General features: G+C 73.0%; 21 protein-coding genes. 3 read left to right on the forward strand and 18 right to left on the reverse strand.

Annotated features, from left to right (window positions below):
• Positions 1–241: 241 nt before the first annotated feature.
• Positions 242–1,924: a thiamine pyrophosphate-dependent enzyme gene (locus tag KGD83_RS21050; RefSeq protein WP_212640806.1), complete on the forward strand. Its 1,683-nt coding sequence runs from the start codon at positions 242–244 to the stop codon at positions 1,922–1,924.
• A 334-nt stretch (positions 1,925–2,258) separates the two neighbouring features.
• Here KGD83_RS21050 and KGD83_RS21055 read toward each other — a convergent pair whose 3' ends face one another.
• A complete protein-coding gene (locus tag KGD83_RS21055) occupies positions 2,259–3,164 on the reverse strand; it encodes a LysR family transcriptional regulator (protein ID WP_212640807.1) in 906 nt (301 codons plus the stop codon).
• Positions 3,165–3,236: 72 nt separating this feature from the next.
• Here KGD83_RS21055 and KGD83_RS21060 point away from each other — a divergent pair, with 72 nt between their 5' ends.
• Positions 3,237–4,217, forward strand: a complete 981-nt coding sequence (locus KGD83_RS21060; RefSeq protein WP_212640808.1) for a DMT family transporter — start codon at positions 3,237–3,239, stop codon at positions 4,215–4,217.
• 242 nt (positions 4,218–4,459) lie between these two features.
• Here the strand turns inward: KGD83_RS21060 and KGD83_RS21065 are convergent, their stop codons facing one another.
• The 5 genes from KGD83_RS21065 to KGD83_RS21085 form a co-directional block, all read right to left on the reverse strand.
• The gene (locus KGD83_RS21065; protein ID WP_212640809.1) at positions 4,460–5,386 is read right to left on the reverse strand and encodes an RluA family pseudouridine synthase; all 927 of its coding nucleotides are present in this window, start codon (positions 5,384–5,386) and stop codon (positions 4,460–4,462) included.
• Positions 5,383–6,003 carry a signal peptidase II gene (gene lspA, locus KGD83_RS21070; protein WP_212640810.1) on the reverse strand — a complete coding sequence of 207 codons (621 nt, stop codon included), beginning with the start codon at positions 6,001–6,003 and terminating at the stop codon, positions 5,383–5,385. Before lspA ends, KGD83_RS21065 begins: the two co-directional genes overlap by 4 nt.
• Before the next feature lie 29 nt (positions 6,004–6,032).
• A complete protein-coding gene (locus tag KGD83_RS21075; protein WP_212640811.1) occupies positions 6,033–6,443 on the reverse strand; it encodes a TraR/DksA family transcriptional regulator in 411 nt (136 codons plus the stop codon).
• Between the two features lie 252 nt (positions 6,444–6,695).
• Positions 6,696–7,214 carry a GNAT family N-acetyltransferase gene (locus KGD83_RS21080; RefSeq protein WP_212640812.1) on the reverse strand — a complete coding sequence of 173 codons (519 nt, stop codon included), beginning with the start codon at positions 7,212–7,214 and terminating at the stop codon, positions 6,696–6,698.
• 147 nt (positions 7,215–7,361) lie between these two features.
• Entirely contained in the window at positions 7,362–7,622 is a 261-nt protein-coding gene (locus KGD83_RS21085) for a TIR domain-containing protein (protein ID WP_013151959.1), read from the reverse strand.
• 353 nt (positions 7,623–7,975) lie between these two features.
• Between KGD83_RS21085 and ileS the strand changes: the two genes are divergently transcribed.
• Positions 7,976–11,176 carry an isoleucine--tRNA ligase gene (ileS, locus tag KGD83_RS21090; protein WP_212640813.1) on the forward strand — a complete coding sequence of 1,067 codons (3,201 nt, stop codon included), beginning with the start codon at positions 7,976–7,978 and terminating at the stop codon, positions 11,174–11,176.
• 373 nt (positions 11,177–11,549) lie between these two features.
• Here ileS and KGD83_RS21095 read toward each other — a convergent pair whose 3' ends face one another.
• The 12 genes from KGD83_RS21095 to murD form a co-directional block, all read right to left on the reverse strand.
• Entirely contained in the window at positions 11,550–13,373 is a 1,824-nt protein-coding gene (locus tag KGD83_RS21095) for an AAA family ATPase (protein ID WP_249351986.1), read from the reverse strand.
• 91 nt (positions 13,374–13,464) lie between these two features.
• A complete protein-coding gene (locus tag KGD83_RS21100) occupies positions 13,465–14,346 on the reverse strand; it encodes a DivIVA domain-containing protein (RefSeq protein WP_047869230.1) in 882 nt (293 codons plus the stop codon).
• Positions 14,347–14,480: 134 nt separating this feature from the next.
• On the reverse strand, positions 14,481–14,768 hold the full coding sequence (locus KGD83_RS21105) for a YggT family protein (protein WP_212640815.1): 288 nt from the start codon (positions 14,766–14,768) through the stop codon (positions 14,481–14,483).
• A 39-nt stretch (positions 14,769–14,807) separates the two neighbouring features.
• Positions 14,808–15,326 (reverse strand): cell division protein SepF, encoded by a 519-nt coding sequence (locus KGD83_RS21110; protein ID WP_013151954.1) that lies wholly within the window; start codon positions 15,324–15,326, stop codon positions 14,808–14,810.
• A gap of 127 nt (positions 15,327–15,453) precedes the next feature.
• Complete coding sequence (locus KGD83_RS21115) at positions 15,454–16,182, reverse strand: YggS family pyridoxal phosphate-dependent enzyme (protein WP_212640816.1); 729 nt, start codon at positions 16,180–16,182, stop codon at positions 15,454–15,456.
• Between the two features lie 228 nt (positions 16,183–16,410).
• Positions 16,411–17,130: a peptidoglycan editing factor PgeF gene (gene pgeF, locus KGD83_RS21120; RefSeq protein ID WP_212640817.1), complete on the reverse strand. Its 720-nt coding sequence runs from the start codon at positions 17,128–17,130 to the stop codon at positions 16,411–16,413.
• A gap of 251 nt (positions 17,131–17,381) precedes the next feature.
• Positions 17,382–18,878 carry a cell division protein FtsZ gene (gene ftsZ / locus KGD83_RS21125; RefSeq protein WP_212640818.1) on the reverse strand — a complete coding sequence of 499 codons (1,497 nt, stop codon included), beginning with the start codon at positions 18,876–18,878 and terminating at the stop codon, positions 17,382–17,384.
• 496 nt (positions 18,879–19,374) lie between these two features.
• Positions 19,375–20,103: a cell division protein FtsQ/DivIB gene (locus KGD83_RS21130; RefSeq protein WP_212640819.1), complete on the reverse strand. Its 729-nt coding sequence runs from the start codon at positions 20,101–20,103 to the stop codon at positions 19,375–19,377.
• Positions 20,104–20,159: 56 nt separating this feature from the next.
• Positions 20,160–21,620: a UDP-N-acetylmuramate--L-alanine ligase gene (murC, locus tag KGD83_RS21135; RefSeq protein ID WP_212640820.1), complete on the reverse strand. Its 1,461-nt coding sequence runs from the start codon at positions 21,618–21,620 to the stop codon at positions 20,160–20,162.
• The gene (gene murG / locus KGD83_RS21140; RefSeq protein ID WP_212640821.1) at positions 21,617–22,777 is read right to left on the reverse strand and encodes an undecaprenyldiphospho-muramoylpentapeptide beta-N-acetylglucosaminyltransferase; all 1,161 of its coding nucleotides are present in this window, start codon (positions 22,775–22,777) and stop codon (positions 21,617–21,619) included. The genes murC and murG overlap by 4 nt, the downstream gene beginning before the upstream one ends.
• Entirely contained in the window at positions 22,774–24,204 is a 1,431-nt protein-coding gene (gene ftsW / locus KGD83_RS21145; protein WP_212640822.1) for a putative lipid II flippase FtsW, read from the reverse strand. The genes murG and ftsW overlap by 4 nt, the downstream gene beginning before the upstream one ends.
• A 166-nt stretch (positions 24,205–24,370) precedes the next feature.
• A complete protein-coding gene (gene murD, locus KGD83_RS21150) occupies positions 24,371–25,822 on the reverse strand; it encodes a UDP-N-acetylmuramoyl-L-alanine--D-glutamate ligase (RefSeq protein WP_212640823.1) in 1,452 nt (483 codons plus the stop codon).
• Positions 25,823–25,824 lie beyond the last annotated feature (2 nt).

A 25,824-nucleotide genomic window follows, 5' to 3' on the forward strand; every position in this document is an offset into this window, starting at 1 on the left:
GGGGAGTGCAAGTTCCCCACCCCCTGGGAAGGAAGCCCAAGACCCTCCCCGGGCGCCGGACGGCGGCGCCCGGGGAGGGCGGCCTCCGGGTGGCAGCACCCGGAACGCCACGGAGCCCACGAGGCTCGAAACGGCAGCGGCCGGTCACCACCGGCCGCACGCGTCCGGACGTGCCAGACCCGGTCTGGACCCGCCCGGACGCGCCGAGTGGACCTTGCGACGATGGAAGGACCCCGCCCCCATGGCCACAGGCGCAGCACAACGCCCCAGCCCGCCCAACGACACCGCCGCGCACGCGGTGGTGGGGGTGCTGGCCGCGGCCGGGATCAGACGGTGCTACACCGTCCCCGGTGAGAGCTTCCTGGAGCTCGCCGACGCGATCGACCGGCACCCGCGCATGCAGCTGGTCTCCACCCGGCACGAGAACGGCGCCGGGTTCATGGCCGAGGCCGAGGCCAAGCTCACCGGCGTTCCCGCCGTGGCCGCGGCCACCCGGGGGCCGGGAGCGTCCAACCTGGCGGTGGGCGTGCACACCGCCATGCAGGACTCGACGCCGATGATCGTGTTCCTCGGACAGGCCGAGACCGAGTACCTGGGCAGAGAGGCCTTCCAGGAGGTGGACCTCACCGCGTTCTACGCGCCCATCACCAAGTGGTCCACCACCGTGCACCGGGCCGACCGGCTCGCGGAGGTCACCGCGAAGGCGGTCCGCGTCGCCACCACCGGCAGGCCCGGCCCGGTCGCCATCGCGGTGCCCGGCGACCTGTTCGGCCAACGCGTGGGCCCCCAGGACCCGCCCGGACCGCCCATGGTCCCGCGGCCGGTCCTGGGCACCGAGGCCAGGGACCGGCTGGCGACCTGGCTGGCCAGGGCGGTGCGCCCGGTGATCGTCGCGGGCGGCGGCGCCCGCGCGGCCCGGGAGGACCTGATCCGGGTCGCCGAACGCTTCAACACGGGCGTGTACGCCGCCTGGCGGCGCCAGGACGTGTTCCCCAACGACCACCCGCTTTACCTGGGCCACCTCGGGTTGGGCTGTTCTCCGCCGGTGCTCAACGCCCTGGCGGAGGCCGACGCGGTCCTCGTGGTCGGCTGCCGGATGAGCGAGACCACCACCCAGGGGTACCGGCTGCCCGAACGCGGCGGACGCGTCCGGGTCGCGCAGATCGACGTGGATCCGGGGCAGCTCGGGGCCGGTACCGACCTGTGGTTCGGCGCGGTAGCCGACGCCGGGGAGGCGCTGCGCGAACTCGCCGGGGCACCGGTCCAGGCGCCCTACCGCGACTGGAGTTCGGCCCGCCGGGTGTGGGTGGACACCGCGACGGTGCCGCCCGAGGCCGCCGGGCACACCGGTTCCCGGTTGCACCCGTGGGCGGTGGTCGCGGGGATGCGGGCGGTCCTGCCCGAGGACGCGCTGATCACCAACGACGCGGGCAACTTCGCCTCCTTCCTGCACCGGGGCTGGTGGTTCCGGCATCCGCGCACCCAGCTGGCGCCGACCAGCGGAGCCATGGGCTACGCCGTGCCCGCCGCGGTGGCGGCCAAGATCGCCGCCCCGGACCGGACGGTGGTGGCGGTGGCCGGAGACGGCGGCGTCCTGATGACCGGACAGGAGCTGGAGACCGCGGTGCGGATGGACGCGCCGGTCACCGTGGTGGTGTTCCAGAACGGGCTGTACGGCACGATCGCCATGCACCAGGCCCGTGAGCTGGGGCGGATCGCCGGAACCCGGATCAGCGGGCCGCTGGACCTGGCCGGGTACGCCCGGTCCCTGGGGGCCAGGGGTGCGACCGCGCACACGCGCGAGGAGTTGGAGAAGGCACTGGCGGAGGCGGTGGAGGCGGACCTGCCCACCCTGGTCGACGTGCGGACGGACCCGGAGGTGATCACCCCGGCCGCCACCCTGTCGGGCCTGCTGAACGGTTGAGCCGGTACCGCCGCACGGCTGGGGGCCGCCCAGCGGGGCCGTCCGGGCCTTCGGACCGGCGGTCGCCACCGCTCCCCCGACCCGATGGCCGGCCTCGGCTGCGGGCGACCGGAGCACGGCGGCCTCCCGGGCGTCAGCCGCCTCCAGGCCGCCCGATCGCCTCGGGGTCGCCAGTGGCCTCCGGGCCACGGAACGCCTCCCGGGCGCTGGGCGGAGCCTCGCGGGCCCGCCCCCGGCGTGCACGGGCGCACGGGCGCCGTACCGGCCGCCGGGCGCGGGACGGCGCCCGTGCGCCCTCGTCGGACCCGAACCGCTCCGGAAGGGGGCCCAGCACTCAGGCGGTGTAGACGGCGGCCGCCTCGCGCAGGGCGCGCACCGTGGCGCGGATGCCCGGACGGCGGGAGGCGTCCGTGCGCCAGAACACGTACACCTGGCGCACCAGCGCGGGCTGCACGGGCACCACCCGCACCCCCTCCGGCAGGGGTCCGCATCCCAGGCGGGGCATGACGGCGGCGCCGATCCCGGCGGCGATGAGCGCCAGCTTCGTCTGGTGCTCCTCCACGTTGTGGATGACGTTGGGCTCGCCGCCGTGCGCCCGGATCAGGCCGTGCAGCCAGTCGTCGCAGATCGATCCGCGCGACCAGCTGATCCAGGGCAGGTCGAGGATCTCCTCGGGGGCGAGGATCTCCCGGTGGGCCAGGGGGTGGTCGGCTGGCAGGGCGATGTCGCCCACGTCCTCCATGAGCGGGGCGCGGCTCATGCCGCCGGGCAGGTTCAGCGGCGCCCCGATCCAGTCGACGACCATGGCCAGGTCGGCGTCCCCGCGGGCCATGGCGGGCACGCTCTCGTGCGGCTCCTCCTCGTGCAGCTCCACGCGCAGGCCGGGGTGGGCCTCGCGCAGGGAGGAGAGCGCGTGCGGCAGGAGGCCGCGGACGGCGGTGGGGGTGGCGGACAGGCGCAGGTGTCCGGTGACGTCGTCGCGGTGCGCCTCCAGGTCGGCCTCGGCCCGCTGGACCATGGACAGGATCCTGGCGGTGTGCTCGACCAGGAGTTCGGCGGCGTCGGTGAGGCGCACGCCCCGGCCGTTGCGTTCGACGAGGGGCTGTCCGACCTCGCGTTCGAGTTTGGTGAGCTGCTGGGAGACGGCCGAGTTGGTGACGTGGAGGGCTTCGGCGGCGGCGCTGAGGGAGCCGTGGGCCGCGATGGTGTGCAGGACCCGGAGTCGGTCGACGCTGAGCATGTAAGCAAGCCTAAGGTCTGGCTTAAGAAATACGAAGTAGACCTAACACATCCTTCGGGATAGAAACGTCCCATGTCCGCTGCCTCCGCTGTCTCCCCCGTGTCCGCCCCGCCCGGCAGCCCGCACCGCGCGCTCTCCGACTGGCGGGCCAAGTTCGTCCTGCTCTCCCTGATCTGGGGCATGAGCTTCCTGTTCATCAAGATCGGGGCCGAGGCGCTCTCCCCCGCGCAGCTCACGCTCGGGCGCATGGCCACAGGAGCGCTGCCCCTGCTCGTCGTCCTGTTGCTGCGGGGCGGCCGGCTGCCGCGCTCGCCCCGCCTGTGGGGGCACATGTTCGTGGCGGCGCTGCTGCTCAACACCGTCCCCTTCACCCTGTTCGGGTTCGCCGCCCAGCTCATCCCGTCCGCGCTCATGGGCATCGTGAACGCCTCGACACCCCTGTTCGGCGTGGTGTTCTCGATGCTGCTGCTATCAGACGAGCGGCCCGACCGCGACCGGGTCATGGGCCTGGGCATCGGTTTCCTGGGCGTGCTCACCGTCTTCGGGGTGTGGAGATCGCTGGGCGAGGTGGCCGTCAGCGACGGCGACGCCGTGCTGGGAATGCTGTTCGTGGTGGGCGCCACCGTCTGCTATGGGATCGGCACGCCCTACCTGCGCCGGTTCGTGGCGGGCAGCTCCCACGGCGCCCTGGAGCTGAGCAGCCTGCAACTGCTGCTGGGCTCGGTGCCGCTGGTGGTCCTGGTTCCGCTGTTCACCGAGATGCCCACAGGCGTGACGTGGCAGGTGGTGGCGGCGGTGAGCACCCTGGGCGTCTTCGGCACCGGCGTGGCCTACATCCTCCAGTACGCGGTGGTGCGCGAGGCAGGGGCGACGGTGGCGACCACGGTCACCTACGTGGCGCCGGTGGTGGCGATCGCCGCCGGGGTCGTGCTGCTGGGCGAGACCTTGAGCTGGAACCAGCCGCTGGGCGCGGTGGTCATCATCCTGGGCGCCGCCCTGTGCCAGGGCGTGATCCGCACCCGGTACGTGACCCCGCCCTCGCGGAGGAGGTGACCGGGCCCCTCGGGCTGGAGCGGCGGCCCGGGCCGGGCCGCCGTCCACAGCTCCGGAAAGGCCCTGGCCGGGGCCGACGCTCCGTGCCAGACTGAGAACCGGGGGTGCCGCGCACCCCCTGGGGGTGGGGCTTCCCCCGTTTCAAGTGTCCTTGGCCGCGCGCACGCACGGCAAGGCCCGGTCCGCGCCTGTGGACGGACCGGGCCGGGGCGCCGTGACCGGCGGAGCGGTCCGGAAGCGGGTCAGTCCTCGCGCAGAGTTTCGATGGCGGCGGCGAGGTCGTCCGGGTAGGGGCTGGAGAACTCCACCGGGCGGTGCTCGGTGGGGTGGTCGAAGCCCAGGCGCACCGCGTGCAGCCACTGGCGGCGCACGCCCAGCCGCTCGGCCAGGGTCGGATCGGCACCGTAGAGCATGTCGCCCACGCACGGGTGGCGCAGGGCCGACATGTGCACCCGGATCTGGTGGGTGCGCCCGGTCTCCAGCTTGATCTCCAGCAGGCTCGCGGCCCGGAAGGCCTCCTGCGTGTCGTAGTGGGTCACCGACGGGCGCCCTCCCGCGACCACGGCCCAGCGGCCGTCGCCCGCCGGGTGGCGGTCGATCGGCGCGTCCACGGTGCCCCGGAGCGGATCCGGGTGCCCCTGGACGAGCGTGTGGTAGTGCTTGTCCACGGTGCGCTCCTTGAAGGCCCGCTTGAGCACGCTGTAGGCGGTCTCGCTCTTGGCGACCACCATCAGGCCGGTGGTGTTGGCGTCCAGCCGGTGCACGATGCCCTGGCGCTCGGCGGCGCCGCTGGTGGCCACCTGCACCCCCGAGGCCAGAAGGCCCTCCAGGACGCTGGGGCCGGTCCAGCCCACGGTCGGGTGGGCGACCACGCCGACCGGCTTGTCCACCACGATGATGTCGGTGTCCTCGTGCACGATCCGCATGCCCGGCACGGCCTCGGGGCGCGGCACGGGGGCGGTGGGCGGCGGCGGGAGGGTGACCTCCAGCCAGGCCCCCGCGCTGACGCGGTCGGACTTGCCCGCCTCGGAGCCGTCGACCAGGACACCGCCTTCACCGATGATCTCGGCGGCGCGGGTACGGGACAGGCCGAACATGCGGGCGATGGCCGAGTCGAGCCGGTCGCCCTCCAGCCCGTCGGGCACTGGCAGGCTTCGGACGTCGCTCACTGGTCCCTCCCTCCGGTCCTGTCGTCTCCGGCGGCACCGGTCTCACCGGTGCCTCCGGCGTTCTCGCCGTTCCCGGCCTCGGCCGGGCCCTTCTTGGCGTCGCGGTCGTCCTCGATGAGGGTCCCGTCCAGGTTGAGTCCCTTGAAGGTCAGCGCCACCACCAGGCAGGCGCCCACCACCACGCAGGAGTCGGCGACGTTGAAGACCGGGAAGGTCCCCACGCTGATGAAGTCGACGACCGCGCCGTGGAAGGGGGCCGGGTCTCGGAAGAAGCGGTCCACCAGGTTCCCGGCGGCGCCGCCCATCATCAGTCCGAGCGTCACGCCCCACCACACGCTGCGCACCCGCAGACCCATGTAGCCGATGGCGAGGACCACGATGCTGGCGATACAGGTGAACACCCACGTGAAGTCGGTGCCCATGGAGAAGGCGGCGCCCGTGTTGAACACCAGGGTGAACTGGACGAAGTCGCCGATGACGTCGAGGTACTCGCCCTCGGCGAAGGTCGCCAGGACCCACTCCTTGGTGAGGAAGTCGACGCCGATCGCGGCGAGCGCGACGAGCAGCAGGAGAAGGTACCTGCGCGGACGCGCGCCCGTCTTGTCGGTCGTGGTCATGTTCCTGTCCCCGGAGGGCTCTACCTCAGTCAGCGACGCTCCTCGCGCTGTTTGCAGGTGACGCACAGGGTCGCACGCGGGAAAGCCTGAAGGCGCGCCTTCCCGATGGCCTGCCCGCATGAGCCGCAGACCCCGTAGGTCCCCGCGTCCATCCGTTCGATCGCCCGCTCGCCCTCGGCGAGCAGGTCACGAGTATTGTAGGCCAACGCCAGATCCTGTTCGCGCTGGAAGGCCCTGGCCCCGGCGTCCGCGCTGTCGTCCCCGGCCCCCTCCACGGGGTCCTCCAGCAGCTCGGTGAACTCGGCCTCGACCTCCCCGAGCTCACGCTTGGCCGCGGCGACATCCTCCTCCAGCCGCGCGCGGACAGCGGCGACCTCTTCCGCCGTCCAGGGGCCCTCCCCCGGCAGGACCGGCAGCCGGGCGGCGTCGGTGGCCTTCATCGCAATCCCTCCAGACGGCTCGGCACCGGTCCCGGAGTCCGCCGGAGCGCGGACTCTCCCCCTGGGCGGTACCGCGAGTGGTGGGAAGCCTAGGCAATCCGCCCGGACAAGGCAAAGATCCGGGGCGACGCGCCTTCCGCACGGACAAGGCTCCGACCTGCCCGAACACTCCCGGCACGGGTTACGGGGGTACGGGCGCCGTTCGTCCCGGGGGCGCGGATCCCGCGCGGCCGCGCACCGACGGGCTCCGGGTCAGAACCCCCGCCGGTAGCGCAGGCGGGGCAGGACAGCGCCGTTGAGGGGCCCCTCCTCGGTGACCGCCCCGTCGGCCTCCCAGCCGTGCGCCGCGTAGAAGCGCCGGGCGCGCGGGTTGTCCCGGAGCACCCACAGGACGGCCTCGGTGTACCCCGCCCCGGCGACGACCCGGTGCACCTCGGCGATCAGCCGCCGGTTGACCCCGCTCCCCCACACCTCGGGGACGGAGAAGAAGGCCTCCACCTCGCAGGACCCGGCGGTGCCGCCCGCCGCCTCCCCGACGGGGGCGAAGCAGGCGAAGGCCACCGCCCCCGCGCCGTCGTCGGCGAGCAGCAGCCCCGCTCCCGGCCGGACGGCTCCGGCGATCCAGTCCGACCACCGGTCTCCACGCTCCGCGGCGTCCATGGCGTCGAGGTAGTCCTGCGGGACGATGCCCGGGTAGGCGGCCCGCCAGGAGCGCACCTCCACGTCGGCGACGGCCGGGCCGTCCTCGGGCAGGGCTTCGCGTATCAGCATGGGGAGCATCCTCGCGCTTCCCCCGGCCCGTGCCCAACCGGTTTTCCGGCCGACGCACGAGACCCGTCCGGCCCACGCGACCCGCTGAACCCTCCGGGCCCCCGCGCCCAGCCCGTCCCGCTCACCCGTCGGTCCGGGTACCTTAGCTCACTCCGCGAACGCGAAACCGCCGTAGTCCTCGGCCAGGGCCGCCAAGTGGGGCTCGTCGAACACCGCCGGACCGCCGTGCGGCCCGGTGTGCACCTCGATCACCCAGTCCACGTCCTCGGCGTCGTCCTCGCCCGCGAGCATGTCGCGGTGCACCAGGCACGGCTCGTACCCCTGCTCCAGGAGCTGGTCGGCCAGCTCCTCGGCGTCCTCTCGGTCCGCCATCGTCACCAGCACGGCGCCCCGGACGTCCTCAGCCACGGCGGCCCTCCCCCGAACGAGCGGCGGGGCCCTCCCCGCTGCGTTATCCTGACCTCAGGTGTCGATGGGGACGAGTAGCGCTGGCCCCGACCGGACGCGCAACAGCCTAGAACGGCTGGACCGTCCAAGCGACCCGGGGGCGGTGCGAGCCCGGGGGCACGACCAGCGCGAAGATCACCCCGGAGCCGCCGGAGGAACGGACGCGCCGCGTCCCAGTAGAACCGGCACAGCGCAACGAAGAGGGATCCGCCGCCCGCCGCCCAGCGGCACGGCCGCGGTCCAAGGAGGGTGGTACCGCGGGGCCGCACGCCTCGTCCCTCCGTCAGGAACACACCTGATGGAAAGGTACGACGGTGGCCAACGACCCCCGGCCCGAATCCCGCGCGCTGCCCCAGCTGCCCGCGCAGATCGACCTGCCCGCCATGGAGCGCGAGATCCTCGGCCGCTGGTCGAAGGAGAACGTCTTCCAGCGCTCGCTCGACCAGACCCGCGGCGGCCCCAACTGGGTCTTCTACGAGGGCCCGCCCACCGCCAACGGCCAGCCCGGCGTGCACCACGTCGAGGCCCGCGCCTTCAAGGACGTCTTCCCGCGCTTTCGCACCATGCGCGGCTACCACGTGGACCGCAAGGCGGGCTGGGACTGCCACGGCCTGCCCGTCGAGGTCGCCGTGGAGAAGGAGCTGGGCCTGTCCGGCAAGAAGGACATCGAGTCCTTCGGCATCGCCGAGTTCAACGACCGCTGCCGCGAGTCCGTCCTGCGCAACGTGGACGCCTTCACCTCCATGACCGAGCGCATGGGCTACTGGGTCAACATGGACGACGCCTACCGCACCATGGACCCCCAGTACGTGGAGTCGGTCTGGTGGGCGCTCAAGCAGATCTGGGACAAGGGGCTGCTGGTCCGCGACTACCGGATCAGCCCCTACTGCCCGCGCTGCGGCACCACGCTGTCCGACCACGAGCTCGCCCAGGGGTACGAGACCGTCACCGACCCGTCGGTGTACGTGCGCTTCCCGGTGACCTCGGGCCCGCTGGCCGCCGCCGAGCACCCCACCTCGCTGCTGGTGTGGACGACCACCCCCTGGACGCTGGTCTCCAACACCGCCGTGGCCGTGCACCCGGACGTGGAGTACGTGGTGGCCACCGACGGCCAGGAGCGCCTGGTCGTGGCGCGCCCGCTGTTCGAGAAGGTCCTCGGCGAGGGCTGGCAGCTCACCGGCGAGAGCTTCGAGGGCGACGAGATGGAGCGCTGGACCTACGAGCGCCCCTTCGACCTGGTGCCCTTCGACGAGCCCGCCCACTACGTCGTGCTCGCCGACTACGTCACGGTCGAGGACGGCACCGGCCTGGTGCACCAGTCCCCCGCCTTCGGCGCCGACGACATGGTGGTGTGCCGCGCCTACGGCCTGCCCGTGGTCAACCCGGTCCGCCCCGACGGCACCTTCGAGGCCGACCTGCCGCTGGTGGGCGGGGTGTTCTTCAAGGAGGCCGACAAGACGCTGGTGCGCGACCTGCGCGACCGCGGCCTGCTCTTCCGCCACGTCAGCTACGAGCACTCCTACCCGCACTGCTGGCGCTGCCACACGGCGCTGCTGTACTACGCGGTGCCGTCCTGGTACATCCGCACCACCGCGGTCAAGGACGAGCTCATCGCGCAGAACCAGGCCACCCACTGGGTGCCCGAGAACGTCAAGGAGGGCCGCTTCGGCGAGTGGCTGCGCGGGAACGTCGACTGGGCGCTCTCACGCAACCGCTACTGGGGCACCCCGCTGCCGATCTGGGAGTTCCCCGACGGGCGACAGATCTGCGTGGGCTCCCTGGAGGAGCTGGGCCGCCTCAGCGGGCGGGACCTGTCCTCCCTGGACCCGCACCGCCCCTACGTCGACGACATCGTCATCCCCGACCCGGACGCCGACCCCTCCCTGCCCGAGGAGGAGCGGGTGGCCCGCCGCGTCCCCGAGGTCATCGACGCCTGGTTCGACTCCGGATCCATGCCCTTCGCCCAGTGGGGCGCCCCGCACCAGAACGAGGAGACCTTCCGGGAGAACTTCCCGGCGCAGTACATCTCCGAGGCCATCGACCAGACCCGCGGCTGGTTCTACTCGCTGCTGGCGGTGAGCACCCTGGTGTTCGGCCGCAACTCGTTCGAGAACGTGGTCGTGCTCGGCCACATCCTCGCCGAGGACGGCCGCAAGATGAGCAAGCACCTGGGCAACGTCATGGAGCCCATCGCGGTGATGGACCAGCACGGCGCGGACGCCCTGCGCTGGTTCATGCTGGCCAGCGGCTCGCCGTGGACCGCCCGCCGGGTGGGCCACGCCGCCCTGGAGGAGATCGTCCGCAAGGTGCTGCTGACCTACCACAGCACCGTGTCGTTCTTCACCCTGTACGCCAACGCCGGTGAGGGCTGGGACCACGCGCTGCTGGACTCGGCGCCCGCGCCGCACGACCGGCCGCTGCTGGACCGGTGGCTGCTCTCGGAGCTGAACGAGGTCGTCCGCGACGTCACCGAGGCGATGGACACCTTCGACACGACGGCCGCCGGGCGCCGCCTGACCGCGTTCGTGGACGACGTGTCCAACTGGTACGTGCGCCGCTCCCGCCGCCGGTTCTGGGGCGGGGCCGCCACCCCCGAGGGCGCCGCGGCGTTCGCGACGCTCTTCGAGGCCCTGGAGACCGTCACCCTGCTGATGGCGCCGATCGTGCCGTTCCTGACCGACCACGTGTGGTCGGCGCTGCGCCGTCCGGGCGCCCCGGACTCGGTGCACCTGGCGTCCTGGCCCGAGGTGCGCGAGGACCTGATCGACCCCGAGCTGTCCCGGAACATGGCGCTGACCCGCCGTCTGGTGGAGCTGGGCCGCTCCGCCCGGGTGGACTCGGCCGTGCGCACCCGCCAGCCGCTGGCCCGCGCCCTGGTGGGCGCCCCGGGCTTCGCGGACCTGCCCGAGCAGCTGCGCGGACAGATCGCGGACGAGCTGAACGTGGCCTCCCTGGACTCGCTGTCCTCGGTGGGCGGCGACCTGGTGGACTTCACCGTGAAGCCGAACTTCCGTGCGCTGGGCAAGCGGTTCGCCAAGCGCACCCCGCTGGTGGCCAAGGCCGTCCAGGCCGCCGACCCGGCCGAACTGGTGCGGCGGGTGCGCGCCACCGGCTGGGCGCGGGTGCACGTCGAGGACGAGCCGGTGGAGGTGAGCGCCGACGAGCTGCTGGTGACCGAGCAGCCCCGCGAGGGCTGGGCGGTGGCCTCGGAGGCGGGCGAGACCGTCGCCCTGGACCTGGAGCTCACACCGGAGCTGCGCCGCGCGGGCCTTGCCCGCGAGATGGTCCGGATGCTCCAGGAGGCCCGCAAGCGGAGCGGACTGGAGGTGTCGGACCGCATCGAGGTGTGGTGGACGGTCACGGACGAGGCGACCGAGCTGGCGCTGGCCGAGCACGGTCGGACGATCGCCGCCGAGGTGCTGGCCGACGTGTTCGTCGCCGGTGAGCCGGGCCGGGAGCTGCACACCGCGTCCTCGGAGGAGTTCGGCGTGACCTTCGGGTTCCGCAAGGCCTGACCGGAGGCAGTGGCCGGAGCGGCCCGGTCCGCCCGCCGTCGGCGGGCGGACCGGGCCGCTCCCGTTCCACGGCGGCGGGTGCGCGCGCCGCGGTGACCGCCCGGACGTCCGGGCGGCCGAGCCGCAGAGGCAACACCTTAGGCGCCGCTTGTCGGACCGGTCCGCCGCTGGGACCCTTGGCGGCCCTCCTCCGCTCCCGGGAGGAAGTCCGACGCGCGCGGGCGCCGCACCGCTGGTTTCGGGCAGCCCCGGTCCGCACCGGCACCGGGCCCCGTGCGAGAACGCCGCCGCGCGGTCCGGTAACCGGTCCGCGCCGGACCCGGCCCTCAACACGCGAGGGCGCCGCTCGGGTGAGCGGCGCCCTCGTCGGGTCTCAGCGCTTGGTGTCGGCGGCGTCGTCGCCCGAGGCGCGGTCGGCGGCGCCCCGCACCGCGTCCTCGTCCGGCCCGTCCCCGGAACGGTCGGCGGGGCGGTCCGCACGGGCGTCGGAGCCGTCCTCCCCGGTGGTCTGCTGGTCGGGTTCGGCGTCGGCCTGGGCGTCCTCGGCCCGCGTCCCGTCCTCCTCGTCCGCGCCACGGGGGATGCGGTAGGAGAAGGCGCCGCCGTCCCCTCGCCCGTCGGAGTCGTCGGCGTCCTCGTCACCGGTCCGGGCGTCGTCGCGGTCGCCGCCGGGGGCGTGCTCCTCAGGCTCGGAGTCCGCGGAGACCACCGGGAGGGCGGCCGTCTCCGGGTCCTCCCCCTCCGCAGCGGGTCCGGCCGGGCCCTGCTCCGAGGCGTGCGCCCGCGGTGCGTCCTCTGCGTGCTCCGCGTCGTCGGCGGGGTCGGAGTCCTCGTCCGGTTCCTCCAGCCGCTCCGTGTCGTGCGACTGCTGGCCCTGCGGGGCGTCATCGTGGCCAGCGGCGGGTACGGAGGCCTCGTCGGGCTCGGAAGCCCCGTCAGCCCCGGCGGTGGCCGTGTCCTCACCGGGCTCAGCGGAGTCGCGCTCCTCCGCGTCACGCTTCTCGGGGGCGTCCGTGGCGGGCGCGTCGTGGACGTCCTCTTCCACCGCGTTCCGGGACTCGTCACCGTATGAGGAGTCGTCCTCGGCGGTGGACGCGCCGGGAAGGTCGTAGGCGAAGACCCCGGTCTCCTCCTCGGCGGGACGGTCCCCGTCGTCGCCGTCGTCCGCGAAGGCGTCCTCCTCGACGGTCTCCTCCGTGGCCGCCCGATCGGGGACGTCGTAGGAGAGCGAGGCCCTGTCCGAGGCGTCGGCCGCCTGACCGCCGTCCTCGTCGCCGTCCTGGTCCCCGTTTCCGGGAGCGTCGTAGGCGAAGGAGGACGCCTCCCGGTCCCCGCCCGCGGAATCGTCGTCCCCGCCTTCGGGGAAGCTCTCCTCCACGGCCCGCGCCGGGCGGGGGATGCTGTAGACGAAGGGCTCCTCGGAGGCGAACACGGAGCCGCCCCGCTCCCGCTCATCGTCCTCGTCGGGGGCGCCGTCCTCTCCGGACGGGGAGCGGTCCTCTGCGGAGGAACCGTCATCGGCCGGGGGCACGCGACCGGGAATGTCATAGGTGAAGTCAGGACCGGAGGCGGCCGCGGTGCGCTCGCCGGTGTCCCCCGTGTCGGGTCCGTCCTCGGCGCCGGTACCGCTCGGCTCGTCCCGCTCCGCCCCCGCGGCGGTGTCGGCGGTGTCGGTTCCGCTCTCCCAGGGCGCCGGGGCGCGGAGCTGCGGTTCCTGCTCCGAGGCCGCCCAGGAGGGGCTCGGCCCGGCGGGGGGAGCGGAGGGGGCGGCGTCGTGCGCCGCCGTGTCCGGTTCCGGCCAGTCGTGGGCCGTGGGGGTCTGCCAGCGGGGGACGTCGTACTCGGGTTCTCCGTGGCCGGAGTCCTCCGCGGCCGGAGTCGGCCAGGCGGGCCGCTCCGGGACGTGGGGCTCCCGCACCGGTTCGGCGACCGGTGCGGGTACGCGCCCAGGGTTCTCCGACTCCACGTGCGCGATGGGCACCGCCGATGCCGCCGTGGCGGCCATGACGGGGACGGACGCCTTCCCCAAACCGTCCGTCCGATCCGGTCTGCCCCCGCCGCCGGACCTTCCCTGGAGCAGCGCCCCCAGTAGGAGGAGGACGCTGACGCCCGCCAGTCCCAGTGCGACGTACACCAGGACGGTCTCGGCGAACACCAGGGCGGCCACGATGACGGCTATGGCCGTCAGCACCGCCACGGTTGCGAGGATGCTAAGGATCACGGGTCGACCAGGACCTTTACACGTGTTGTGCCGGAGTCTTCAGTTGTTCGAGCAGACGCCGTGCTGATCAGCGACGCTCGTGCGGCTCGCCCGGGTGGAACCCGCCGTGCTGGGCCGGCTCGGGCTGCCCGAACGGGTTGCCCGTGGGGCCGTGCTGGAGCGAGGGCGTGGCGCCGGTCTGCGGAGCCATGGTCTGGAAGCCGCCCGTGGTGTTCGGGTTGTTCAGCTCCTGGGCCTTCTCCTCCTCGCTCTTGAGCTCGCGCAGCTGGCGCTCGAAGTAGTCCTTGAGGCGGCTGCGGTACTCACGCTCGAAGTCCTTGAGCACGTTGACCTTGTGCTCCAGCTCCTCGCGCTGCTGGACGAGGCTGCCCATGACCTGGCGGTGGCGCTCCTGCGCGTCGCGGTCGAGGTTCTCGGAACGGGCGCGGGCCTCACCGATGATCTGGTCGGCCTGGCGGCGGGCCTTGCCGAGGATGTCCTCGGACTCGTGGCGGGCGCGGCCGAGGGTCTCGTCGGCCTCGCGGCGGGCGTCGGAGATCGCCTGGTCGGCGGTCTGCTGCGCGAGGGCCAGGACACGGGCGGCCGTGTCCATGTTCTCCTCGCCGCCCATGCCCATGCCGGGGCCGGCCATCTGCATCTGCTGCTGCTGGACCGGGGGCTGGGGCTCGACGGCCTGCGGGGGCTGGACCGGCTCGGGACGCATCTGCTCGTGCTGCTGCGGCTCGGGCGCCTGGTCCTGCTGCTGGAAGTCCTGCATGCCGGCGTTGGGCACCTTGCCCCGCAGGCACTCGGCCAGCTTGCCGCGCAGTTCCTCGTTCTCCTGGATCAGGCGGTCGAGCTCGGACTCGACCTCATCGAGAAAGGCGTCGACCTCTTCTTCGTCGTATCCCGGTCGGAGCCGGGTGGTACTGAACTGCTTGTTCCGCACATCGGCGGGTGTCAGCGGCATGTTCGTCTCCTTGGCGCGCTTGGAGTCTGTCCGTAGGGACGCTACATGATCGTGACCTTACGGCAATCCAGATCATGACCAAGACCACATAGCGGAATCCGGGGCGGTTCCTTCCGCCTACGTCTACTCTCCTGCTAGGCGAAGCTCCCGAGCAGTGCGATCAAGATGTAGACGCCGAAGAAGAGCACCAGGACGCTCAGGTCGAGCGCGATGCTCCCCAGGCGTACGGGCTTGATGAACCGACGCAGGAACCTCAGTGGCGGGTCGGTGATCGTGTACACGATCTCGGCGATCACGAGCACGAACCCCGTGGGGCGCCACGATCTGGAGAAGGACTGCACCATCTCCAGGATCACCCTGGCCAGCAGCACGAAGACAAACAGCTGCAGGATGATGATCAGCACGGACAGGATGGTACTCACGGTCGTTCCTCGACCCAATCTCTGGACAAATGTGATGTTCTAGCTCTGATTGAAGAACCCTCGCTCGGCGATCCGCGCCTTGTCCTCGGCGGTCACCTCGACGTTGGCCGGGGACAGCAGGAACACCTTGTTGGTGACGCGTTCGATACTGCCATGCAGACCGAAGATCAGACCAGCCGCGAAGTCGACCAGACGCTTGGCGTCGCTGTCGACCATCTCGGTCAGGTTCATGATCACCGGTGTACCCTCTCGGAAGTGCTCTCCGATGGTACGCGCCTCGTTGTAGGTACGCGGATGGAGCGTGGTGATCCGCGCGAGGTCGGCGGTGGAGGCGGTCGCGGTCGTGCCACCGCGACCTGAGCCCAGGTAACCGCCGGTGTCCATCACGTCGCCTCGCGCTTCCTCGCCGGGCGGGGCGTCAGCGTCGCGTTCACGCTGCTCCTCCACCCCCTCGTCGAAATCGTCGAACTCATCATATTCGTCCGCATAGCGGTGATCGTAACGGTCGTCCTCCACGAGGCCGAGGTAGACCGCCATCTTGCGCATCGCGCCGGCCATCTCATGTCCTCCGTCGTCCCCGCGGCCTTCACCGCAGCCGACTCCTCCGTACTGTCCCGTCCGCTCTCGGGGAGAGCGTCCATTCGGGCGAACTCCACAGACGGGTTCCAAGGTCTATGTGGGGACATTACCCCACGATCGGTCCCCGGTTGCCGAGCAACGCCGTACCGAGTCGCAGGTGTGTCGCGCCTCGCGCGACCGCCGCCTCCAGGTCCCCGCTCATACCCGCGGACACCACCGTCGCCCGAGGATAGCGATCGCGGATGCGGGCCGCGACCTCCTGCAGACGCGCGAAGGCGGCCGAGGGGTCGCCCTCGCGGGGGGCGACCGCCATGACCCCGCCCAGCGCGAGCGCCTCGTGCTCCTCGATCCGCTCGGCGAGTTCGGGCGCGTCCCCGGGATCGACTCCCCCGCGCGGACCGATCACCCCGGCCCGCGAATCCTCGTCGAGGTTGACCTGGACCAGGCAGGTCAGACTCCGTCCGGCCGCGGCGGCGCGCTCGCCCAGCGCCCGGGCCAGCCTGGCGCGGTCCACCGAGTGCACGACGTCGGCGTAGGAGGCCACAGAGCGCGCCTTGTTGGTCTGCAACTGGCCCACGAAGTGCCAGGTCAGGCCGAGGTCTGCGGTCTCGGCGGCCTTGGGCGCCGCCTCCTGGTCGCGGTTCTCGCCCACGTCGGTCACCCCGAGTGAGGCGAGAATCCGCACATCGGAGGCCGGGTGTGTCTTGGTGACGGCGACCAGCGACACCTCGTCCGGGCTGCGGTCGGCCCTGGCGCAGGCCGCCTCGATCCGGGCCCGCACGGCGGCGAGGTTGGCGCGGACCTGCTCGACGCGAGCCGGGTCTGCGTGTGTCACGGTGCTCCTTCTCTCCCTGGGACGGATCCCACTCGCTGTTCTTCCTACACCCCCTCGCCCCGTGCGCCCCGGACCCCGGGGACACCGGGCCCGTCGGAACCGCGCGCGAAACGGGGGCCGGGAGCGGGCCCGACCGGGGGTGGCGCGGGTGCCGCGCACGCCGCGGGAGGGGGGAACCGGGCCGCCCGGGTGGTTCCACGCCACCATCCTGGCGGCCGGGTGCGACGTTCAGACGCGCCAGAGGAAGGCGGCGAACCTGCCGGTCGGCGCCTGGCCGCGGTGGGAGAAGAGTTCGGGGCTCTCCAGGGTGCAGCGGCCGTCGGCCCGGACGTCGGTGACGCCCGCCCGGCGCAGCTGGGCTGTGACCGCGGCGCGCATGTCCACCCCGGCGGTGCCCCGGCTCGTGGTGCAGGCGGCCTCGGGCACCCCGCGCGCGGTCTCGTCGCGCACGTGCGGCGGGACCTCGTAGCACGCGCCGCAGATGGCGGGGCCCAGGAAGACGGTGATCCGGTCGGCGCGGGCGCCCTGGTCGGCCATCGCCGCGACCAGGTTGGCGGCCACACCGTTCGCGGTGCCCAGTCGGCCGGAGTGCGCGGCGCCCAGGACGCCCGCCCCGGCGTCGGCGGCCAGGACCGGCAGGCAGTCGGCGGCCATCGAGGCCAGGACCAGGTCGGAGCGGGTGGTGACCACCCCGTCGCAGGTGCCCGCGCCCCCGGGGCCGGTGGCCACGAGGACGTCGGCGCTGTGCACCTGGTCCATCCACACGACCCGGTCGACGTCGAACCCCAGGTCGCGGGCGGCGATCTTGCGGTTGGCTAGCACCGCCTCGCGTTCGTCCCCCGAGCCCAGGCCCATGTTGAGCGAGTCGTAGGGCGGGGCGCTCACTCCCCCGTGCCGTTCGGTGACGGCCGCGCGGACCCCGTGGCCCAGGTCGACGACGTTGCTCATCCGGTGGTGTTTCCTCCCCGCTCCTGCCGGAGGGGAACCCCGGGCCGCGTCGCCCGGAGGGCGTTCGGGGCCGGTGGCCGGTACCGGCCGTGTTCCGGCTCCGGCGCGGCACCCTCGCGGGAGCGGACTCCCGCGGGGACCGTCTCGCCGTCCCCCCGGTCCAGGACACTACCACCGCCCGAACCGCCACCGGCTGGGCGGACACCGACCCGGAAGCGGCGACGACCCCGGCCCGCGGGCCGGGGTCGGAGCTACTTCAGGAACTCCGGGACGTCGAGGTCGTCGGGGTCGTCGAAGATGACCCGACGCCGGGGCGTGGGCACGTCCCCGCGCCGCTCGGCGGTGGCGTCCGAGACGGCGTGGATGTGGCCCGTGTGGCCTCCCTCACGCGGCGCGGGCTCCTCCTCGACCGCAGCGGGCTCCTCGGCGCGGACCGGTTCGGCGGGCTCGGCCTCCGCCTGGAAGGCGGACGTGCCGTGGGGCGGGGTCTGCTGCGCGGGGCCCGGTTCGGCCGGAGCGGCCTGGGTGTAGTGCTCCTGCTGCACGGGCTCGGCCTCGACCGGCTGCTGGACCGGCGGGGCCTGGGACACCGGCGGCGTCCACTGCGGCTCCGGAGCGGGCTCTGCCGGACGGGACGGTGTGATCCACGGCATGTTGGCGGCCGACGCCCCGCTCGCGTCCGCGGAGGCGGGCGCCGCCGGAGCGGTCCTCTCCTCCCTGCCGGACGTGATGCCTGCCTTGGGGGCGGCGGCCTCAGGAGGGTCCACCGGCTGGCGCTCCCGCACCACCGGGATCACTCCCTCCGGCTCGTCGAAGCCGGCCGCGATGACGGTGACCCTCACCTCGTCGCCCAGGGCGTCGTCGATGACGGCGCCGAAGATGATGTTGGCCTCGGGCGCCGCCGAGTTCGCGACGAGCTGTGCCGCCTCGTTGATCTCGAAGAGCCCCAGGTCGGATCCGCCCTGGATGGACAGCAGCACGCCGTGGGCCCCGTCGATACTCGCTTCCAGCAGTGGTGAGGAGATCGCCATCTCCGCCGCCGCGACGGCCCGGTCGTCCCCGCGCGCCGACCCGATGCCCATGAGCGCCGATCCCGCCCCGGACATGACCGACTTGACGTCGGCGAAGTCCAGGTTGATCAGTCCCGGCGTGGTGATCAGGTCGGTGATGCCCTGCACACCGGACAGGAGTACCTGGTCGGCGGCCTTGAAGGCGTCCAACACGCTGACCTGGCGGTCGGAGATGGACAGCAGCCGGTCGTTGGGGATCACGATGAGGGTGTCGACCTCCTCGCGGAGCATCGCTATCCCCGATTCGGCCTGGGTGGCCCGCCTCTTGCCCTCGAACCCGAAGGGTCGGGTGACCACGCCGATGGTCAGGGCGCCCAGGGAGCGGGCGATGTTGGCCACGACCGGGGCGCCCCCGGTTCCGGTGCCGCCGCCCTCACCGGCGGTGACGAAGACCATGTCGGCCCCCTTGAGGACCTCCTCGATCTCCTCCCGGTGGTCCTCGGCGGCCTTGCGGCCGACATCGGGGTTGGCGCCGGCTCCGAGGCCGCGGGTGAGTTCGCGCCCGACGTCCAGCTTGACGTCTGCGTCACTCATCAGCAGCGCCTGGGCGTCAGTGTTGATGGCGATGAACTCGACGCCCTTGAGCCCCTCTTCGATCATTCGGTTGACGGCGTTGACACCGCCGCCGCCGATGCCGACGACTTTGATGACCGCGAGGTAGTTCTGCGGTGCTGCCACGACGAGGGGCCTTTCCGCTCGCTTACGCCGTTCCGCCACCGCGCCCGGTGGCTGTGTGCCACCGGAGGCGCCGTTGGTCCGGCATCCGGTTCTACAGTGTGCGTTTCGGGTTCCCCGACGGGTCGTCCACGACGCCGTGACCGGGGGACCCCGGACCGCCGGAACCTCCGTCCACCCGCCCGGGAAGGGCTGGTGCGGTCCGCCGTGAGGCGGAACGGTTCCCGCGTACCCGAAAAGCCTGTTCTGGTGCTTTGTTGACCTTCGGTTGTGTTTCCCGACAGTAAGCGGACCGCCGACCACGGGCAACCGATGACGAGTTCAGCCTAACGGCGCACGCCACGGGGAAGCGATGTGCGCCCTCGGCGCGTCGCGTCTGGAATGTCCGCGCGGACCGCCCGGGCGTGCCGCCGGGGTCCCCCGGCCCGCCCGCGCGCGTGCCGCTCGGCGGAGCGGCCCCCGCCGCCGCGCCTTCGCCCGTCCTGTGTCTGGGAACGCTTCACCTCACCACGGCGAGGTCGGGCGCGGACACGTCGTAGACGCGTTCCTCCTGCGGCGGGTGCTCGCCGATGAGCACCCGCAGGACGTCGCTCTTGCGCGCGGTCTCCTCGGGCGAGCCCCACTCGACGCGGGCGTCCTCGGCGAGTTCGATCGCGATCGCCTCGGGGTCGGTGGCGTCGATGAGGCGGATCCGGGAGAGGAGGGAGTCCGGTGCCCGTTCGACGATGTCCGCGGCGGCGGCGACGGCCTCGTTGCCCTCGACCTCCCCGGTCACGCGGACCAGCGGGTAGGCGTCGGGCGGACTCGGCGCGTCCTCGATGCGCACGCCGTCGGCGTCGATCAGCCGGTAGTCCTCACCCGCCCGGACGGCCAGCAGCGGTTGGCGTTCGACCACCTCGACCTCCAGGGTTGCGGGCCAGCCGCGGGTGACCGTGGCCGACTCCACCAGCGGCAGCGCCTCGGCGCGCTCCTCGCTCCGGTCCAGGTCGACCCTGACCAGGGGTGTCCCGGTGGGCACGCCCAGGGCCGCGACCACCTCCTCGGAGGGGGTCCGCTCCAGGCCGGTGACCGCGACGTCGCGCACCACGAGCAGGCGGGAGCCGAGCAGCAGCCAGGCGGCAACGCAGACCAGGGCGACCACCAGCAGCGCCACGAAGGCGAACTTCCAGGGGTCGGACCGCTTGCGCGGAACCGCGTGCCCAGTCGCCTCCTCCTGCTCAGCGACCACCTGCGCCCCTTCCCTGTGTCTGCGCGACCGCTTTCCCACCGCTGGCCGTTGCGGCCTCAGCCCCCGATGCCGTCGGCCCTCCGGGCGAGCGCCTCGACGATGCGCGGACCCAGCTCGGTGACGTCGCCCGCGCCCATGGTGAGCACGATGTCACCGGGGCGGGCCAGCTCGGCCACCCGTAGTACGGCGTCGTCGCGGCCGGGCACGTACCACACGCGGTCGTGCACGACACGGGAGGTGATCAGCTCCGCGGTGACCCCGGGCTCGGGGTCCTCGCGGGCGGCGTAGACCTCGGTGACCACGACCTCGTCGGCCAGGCCCAGCGCGGCGGCGAACTCCTCGGCGAAGATGCGGGTGCGGCTGTACAGGTGCGGCTGGAACAGGGCGAGGACCCGGCCCCCGGCGTGCTCCCGGCCGTCCTCGCGCGTCTCCTCGGCCAGGGACTCCAGGGCCGCCCGCGTCGCGCGCAGGTCGGCCTCGATCTCGGTGGGGTGGTGGGCGTAGCTGTCGTAGACGGCCACTCCCCCGGCCTCGCCCTTGGGCTCGAAGCGGCGCGCGGCCCCGGCGAAGTCGGCGATGCCCTCGACCGCCACCTCCAGGTCGTGGCCCAGCTCGTCGGCGACCGCGACGGCCGCGGCCGCGTTGAGCACGTTGTGGCGGCCCGGCACGGCGAGCTGGCCGTCCACGGGCTCGCCGTCCGCGGTGCGGATGGTGAACTCGGTGGTGAAGCCGCGGGCGCGCACCCGGGTGACGCGGTAGTCGGCGTCCTCGGCCTCGCCGTAGGTGAGCACCCGCTTGCCGCGTTCGCGGGCCAGCTCGGCCACCCGGCGGGCGCCGGGGTCGTCCACGCCCACGACGAGCGTGCGCTCGACCCGGTCTACGAACGAGGCGAAGTTGGCGTGGATCTCCTCGATGCCGCTGTAGTTGTCCAGGTGGTCGGCCTCGACGTTGGTGACCACGGCGATCTTGGGCGAGAGCATGAGGAAGGAGCCGTCGCTCTCGTCGGCCTCCACCGCGATGACCCCGCCGATGCCGGCGTCGGCGCCCAGGCCGGTGGTGACCAGCTTGCCGCCGATGACGTATCCGGGGTCGGCGCCCACGTGCTGGAGCACCACCGCGACCATGGACGTGGTGGTGGTCTTGCCGTGGGTGCCCGAGACGGCGACGCCCTCGCGGCCCAGCAGCAGCGCGCCCAGGGCCGCGGCCCGGGGCAGCACGCGCAGGCCGCGGCGGCGCGCCTCGACCAGTTCGGGGTTGTCCTCGCGGATGGCGGAGGAGACCACCAGGGTCTCCGCCGTGCCGAGGTTGTCCGCCGCGTGCCCCACGTGGACGTCGGCGCCCATCTGCTCCAGTTCGCGCAGGGTGTCGCTGTCGCGGGCGTCACTGCCCGAGACCTCGACCCCCGACTGGAGCAGCACGCGGGCGATGCCGGACATGCCCGCTCCGCCCAGGCCGATGAAGTGGGTACGGCCCAGCTTGTCCACGGGCACCGGCTCGGTCGGCCGCACCAGGCTCATCGGGTGTCCTTCCCGTCGTCGTAGAAGGCCTCGTCGCCGTCGTCCTCGGACACCGGCATGTCGGGCGTGGGTTTGTCGCCGCGGGCGATGGCCGTGACCTCGCGCGCCAGCTCCATGTCGGCGTCGCGGCGGCCCATCCGGGCGGCGGCCTCGGACATGGCCACGACCCGGTCGGTGTCGGTGAGCAGCGGGATGAGCTGCTGGGTGATCCACTCGACGGAGACGTCGGCGTTGTTGACCATCATCCCGCCGCCCGCCTGGACGATGGGCTCGGCGTTGAGGGCCTGCTCGCCGTTGCCGATGGCCAGCGGCACGAACGCGCCGGGCAGGCCGACGGCGGTCAGCTCGGCGCAGGTCATCGCCCCGGAGCGGCACATGGCCACGTCGGCCGCGGCGTAGGCCATGTCCATGCGGTCCACGTAGGGGACGGCGACGTAGGGGACGCCCATCTGGGTGAGGTCCTGGGGCTCGTCGGCGTTCTTGGGGCCGACCACGTGCAGCACCTGGACGCCGCTGTCGCGGAAGGCGTCGCGGGCGGCGTAGGCGGTCTCGTTGATGCGCTGGGCGCCCTGGGAGCCGCCGAAGATCAGCAGGGTGGGCAGGTCGTGGCGCAGGCCGAAGTAGGTGCGTGCCTTGTCACCCATGGCCAGCCGGTCGAGCGAGGTGATCTGCTCGCGCAGCGGGATGCCCACGAAGCGGCCGTTGCGGATCTGGGTGTGGGGGTGGCCGGTGAACACGTGCGGGGTCAGGCGCGCGCCCAGCCGGTTGGCCAGGCCCGGAAGGGGGTTGGCCTCGTGGACGACGATGGGGATGCGCCTGCGGCGGGCGGCCAGGTAGCCGGGCGTGGCCACGTAGCCGCCGAAGCCGACGAGGATGTCGGCCTGGAGCCGGTCCAGCTGCTCGCCGGCCGCGCTGAGGGCGCCCGCGAGCTTGCCGGGCACGCTGAGCAGCTGCGGGGTGAGCCTGCGCGGCAGTGGTACGGCCGGGATGATGCCCAGCTCGTAGCCGCGCATGGGCACGAGGCGGGTCTCCAGGCCCCGCTCGGTGCCCAGGCAGAGGATCTCCGTGCTGGGGTCCATGCGCCGCAGCGCGTCCGCAAGGGAGAGTGCGGGCTCGATATGCCCGGCCGTGCCGCCTCCGGCGAGGGCTACCCTCATCGTCGCCGATTCCTCCTTGGCCGGTCACCCGCCGGGACCGGTCCGCTCCTGTGCTTGGCCGTTGTCCTGCCACCGCGGGCGCCCGCCGTGCGCGGGCCGCGTGCCGTGGTGGGTCGCCCGGACGCCGCCGCGCCGCCGAGGTTGTTCACCGAGGCGGCGATGTTGTCCAGGCCCAGCCAGCTTAGAGCCCTTTGCGCCCGGCTGGGACCCCGGGCCTCCAGCACCTTGCGCGCCTCCGGCTCGGTCTTGGCCAGTGCCAGGAGAACGCCCAGGGCCGCCATGGTGGTGACCAGAGACGAGCCCCCGTAGGAGACCAGGGGCAGCGGGACGCCGGTGACGGGCAGCAGCCCGATGACGGCGCCCATGTTGATCATGGCCTGGCCCATGATCCAGGTGACGATGGCGAAGGAGGCCAGGCGGGGGAAGGGCTCCTTGACGCGGAAGGCCACGCGCATCCCGGCGTAGCCGAGCATGCCGAACAGGACGAGCATGAGCAGGGTGCCGATGAGTCCGAACTCCTCGCCGATGATGGCGAAGACGAAGTCGGACTCGGCGAAGGGCAGGAAGCCCCACTTCTCGCGGCTCTCGCCGATGCCGACGCCGAGGACCCCCCCGGTGCCCAGGGCGTAGAGGCTGTGCAGCGACTGCATGCCCGATCCCATCGGGTCGGCCTCGGGGTCCAGGAAGGAGGTGACGCGCGCCATGCGGTAGGGCTCGATGGCGATGGCGATGGCGGCCAGCCCCAGGACCAGGCCGAACATGGCCCCGAACAGCCTTCCGGGCGCGCCGACCACCCACAGCAGCCCGAGGAAGGTGACCAGGAACACCAGCCCCGTGGACAGGTTGGAGCCCATCAGCACCAGCAGGACCAGCAGGCCGCATCCGGGCAGCAGCGGGATGAGCAGGTGCCGCCACTCGGTGAGCTCGCGCAGCTCCTCCTTGCGGGCCAGGATGTTGGCGCCCCACAGGGCGAAGGCGAGCTTGGCCGGTTCGGAGGGCTGGATGATCAGCCCGCCCAGGTCCAGCCAGCGGGTGGCGCCGTTGACCTCCACGCCCTGGAAGACGGTGAGCAGCAGCAGCGCCGCAGAGACGATCATCGCCGGGTAGCCGACCAGGCGGAAGATCCGCTGGGGCAGGTGGGAGGCCAGGAACATCAGCGGCAGGCCCAGGGCGGCCGAGACCAGCTGCTGCTGGAACATCGAGAAGGCCGAGCCGGTCTCGTCGATGGAGTTGACCATCGTGGAGGACAGCACCATCATCAGGCCCAGCGCGATGAGCAGGACCGAGGTGCTCAGGATCAGGTAGTACGAGGTGAGCGGCCGGTCCAGCAGGCGGATCCACTCACGCCACAGGGCGCGTTCGCGTCCGCCCGCCGCCGCGCGCACCTTGGACCGGGTCGCCCCGGGAACCGCCGTCGTCGCCGCCATCCACACCCTCCGCACCAAATTCGCGCCTCAATACTGGCGTACCGGCGGGTGCGAAGCCGTGGACATTTCGCGCGTGTTGGCCATCTTTGGCGGCTCGGGGCGTGGCGGAGGGCACAGTGGGGTCCGCCCGCGCGCGCTCGGTCACGCGCGGGCGGGGGACCGTCACTCAGGGCAAGCGGAGTACGGCCTCGGTGAAGAGGCGGCCCCGTTCGTAGTAGTCGGTGAACATGTCCATGGAGGCCGCCGCGGGCGCCAGCAGGACGGTGTCGCCCTCCCGCGCCAGGGAGGCTGCGGCGGCGACCACCGTGTCCATGACGGTGCCGTCCCCGTCGGCGGGGCCCTCGACCTCCACCACCGGCACCTCGGGGGCGTGCTCGGCCAGGGCCTCGCGCAGCCGGGCCCGGTCGGCGCCGATGAGCACGGCCGCGCGCAGGCGGTCGGCGGCCATCGCGGCCAGGTCGTCGACCTCGGCGCCCTTGAGCAGGCCGCCCGCGATCCAGACCACGGACGGGTAGGAGCCCAGGGACGCGGCGGCGGCGTGCGGGTTGGTGGCCTTGGAGTCGTCCACGTAGTCCACGCCCCCCGCGGCGGCCACGAAGGCGATGCGGTGCGGCTCGGGTTCGAAGGCGGCCAGTCCGGCCCGGACCGAACCGGGGTACACGCCCACCGAGCGGGCCAGGGCGGCGGCGGCCAGGGCGTTGGCGACGTTGTGCGGGGCGGCCGGGCGCACGTCGGAGAGCGTGGCCAGCTCCTCGGCGCTGCTGTGCGGGTCCTCGACGAAGGCCCGGTCCACCAGCAGGTCCTCGACCACGCCGACCTCGCCCGCGCGGGGCGTGTCCAGGCGGAAGCCGACCAGCGGCGTGTGCGGGTCGCCGTCCTCCTCGGCCAGGCGCGTCGACCAGGCGTCGGCGGTGTTGACCACGCGCAGGGTGCCCCGTGCGTAGATCCGCCCCTTGGCCCGGGCGTAGGGCTCCAGGCCGCCGTGCCAGTCCAGGTGGTCGGGGGCGACGTTGAGGACGGTCGCGGCGTGCGGGCGCAGGCTGGAGGACCAGTGCAGCTGGAAGCTGGACAGCTCCACCGCCAGGACCTCGCGGAAGCGGCCCCCGGCGTCGGGCTGGACCGCCTCCACGACCGGGGTGCCGACGTTGCCGACGGCCAGCGCGTCGCGGCCGTCCGCGCGCAGCATCGCCTCCAGCATGCGCACGGTGGTGGTCTTGCCGTTGGTGCCGGTGACGGCCAGCCACACCTGGTCGGCGGGCTTGAGCCGCCAGGCGAGTTCGACGTCCCCGATGACCTCGATCCCGGCCTCGGCGGCCCGGACCAGCAGCGGGGAGTCGGGGCGCCAGCCGGGCGAGGTGACGACCAGGTCGCAGTCCGCGGGCAGCGGGGTGTCGCCCAGGACGACCTCGGCGCCCTCCGCCCGGAGCCGGTCGGCCACCGGGCGGACGGTGTCGTCGTCGCGGCCGTCGACGACGGTCACGCGGGCCCCGCGGGCCAGCAGCGCCCTGGCCACGGGGGGCCCGGACACGCCCAGGCCCGCGACGCAGACCCGGCTCCCCTGCAGGGGCGCGCCCTCCGGCGCGCTGCCGGACGGTGTTTGGGAAGCGTGGTGCGCCATTC

This window comes from Nocardiopsis akebiae (assembly GCF_018316795.1).
GTDB lineage: Bacteria > Actinomycetota > Actinomycetes > Streptosporangiales > Streptosporangiaceae > Nocardiopsis > Nocardiopsis dassonvillei.

Bases quoted from the DNA above. Each gene is read 5' to 3' on its own strand.
- KGD83_RS21050 (WP_212640806.1), top strand. From the start codon at position 242: ATGGCCACAGGCGCAGCACAACGCCCCAGCCCGCCCAACGACACCGCC.
- KGD83_RS21055 (WP_212640807.1), bottom strand. From the start codon at position 3,164: ATGCTCAGCGTCGACCGACTCCGGGTCCTGCACACCATCGCGGCCCAC.
- KGD83_RS21060 (WP_212640808.1), top strand. From the start codon at position 3,237: ATGTCCGCTGCCTCCGCTGTCTCCCCCGTGTCCGCCCCGCCCGGCAGC.
- lspA (WP_212640810.1), bottom strand. From the start codon at position 6,003: ATGACCACGACCGACAAGACGGGCGCGCGTCCGCGCAGGTACCTTCTC.
- KGD83_RS21075 (WP_212640811.1), bottom strand. From the start codon at position 6,443: ATGAAGGCCACCGACGCCGCCCGGCTGCCGGTCCTGCCGGGGGAGGGC.
- KGD83_RS21080 (WP_212640812.1), bottom strand. From the start codon at position 7,214: ATGCTGATACGCGAAGCCCTGCCCGAGGACGGCCCGGCCGTCGCCGAC.
- KGD83_RS21100 (WP_047869230.1), bottom strand. From the start codon at position 14,346: ATGCCGCTGACACCCGCCGATGTGCGGAACAAGCAGTTCAGTACCACC.
- KGD83_RS21110 (WP_013151954.1), bottom strand. From the start codon at position 15,326: ATGGCCGGCGCGATGCGCAAGATGGCGGTCTACCTCGGCCTCGTGGAG.
- pgeF (WP_212640817.1), bottom strand. From the start codon at position 17,130: ATGAGCAACGTCGTCGACCTGGGCCACGGGGTCCGCGCGGCCGTCACC.
- murC (WP_212640820.1), bottom strand. From the start codon at position 21,620: ATGAGCCTGGTGCGGCCGACCGAGCCGGTGCCCGTGGACAAGCTGGGC.
- murG (WP_212640821.1), bottom strand. From the start codon at position 22,777: ATGAGGGTAGCCCTCGCCGGAGGCGGCACGGCCGGGCATATCGAGCCC.
- ftsW (WP_212640822.1), bottom strand. From the start codon at position 24,204: ATGGCGGCGACGACGGCGGTTCCCGGGGCGACCCGGTCCAAGGTGCGC.
- murD (WP_212640823.1), bottom strand. From the start codon at position 25,822: ATGGCGCACCACGCTTCCCAAACACCGTCCGGCAGCGCGCCGGAGGGC.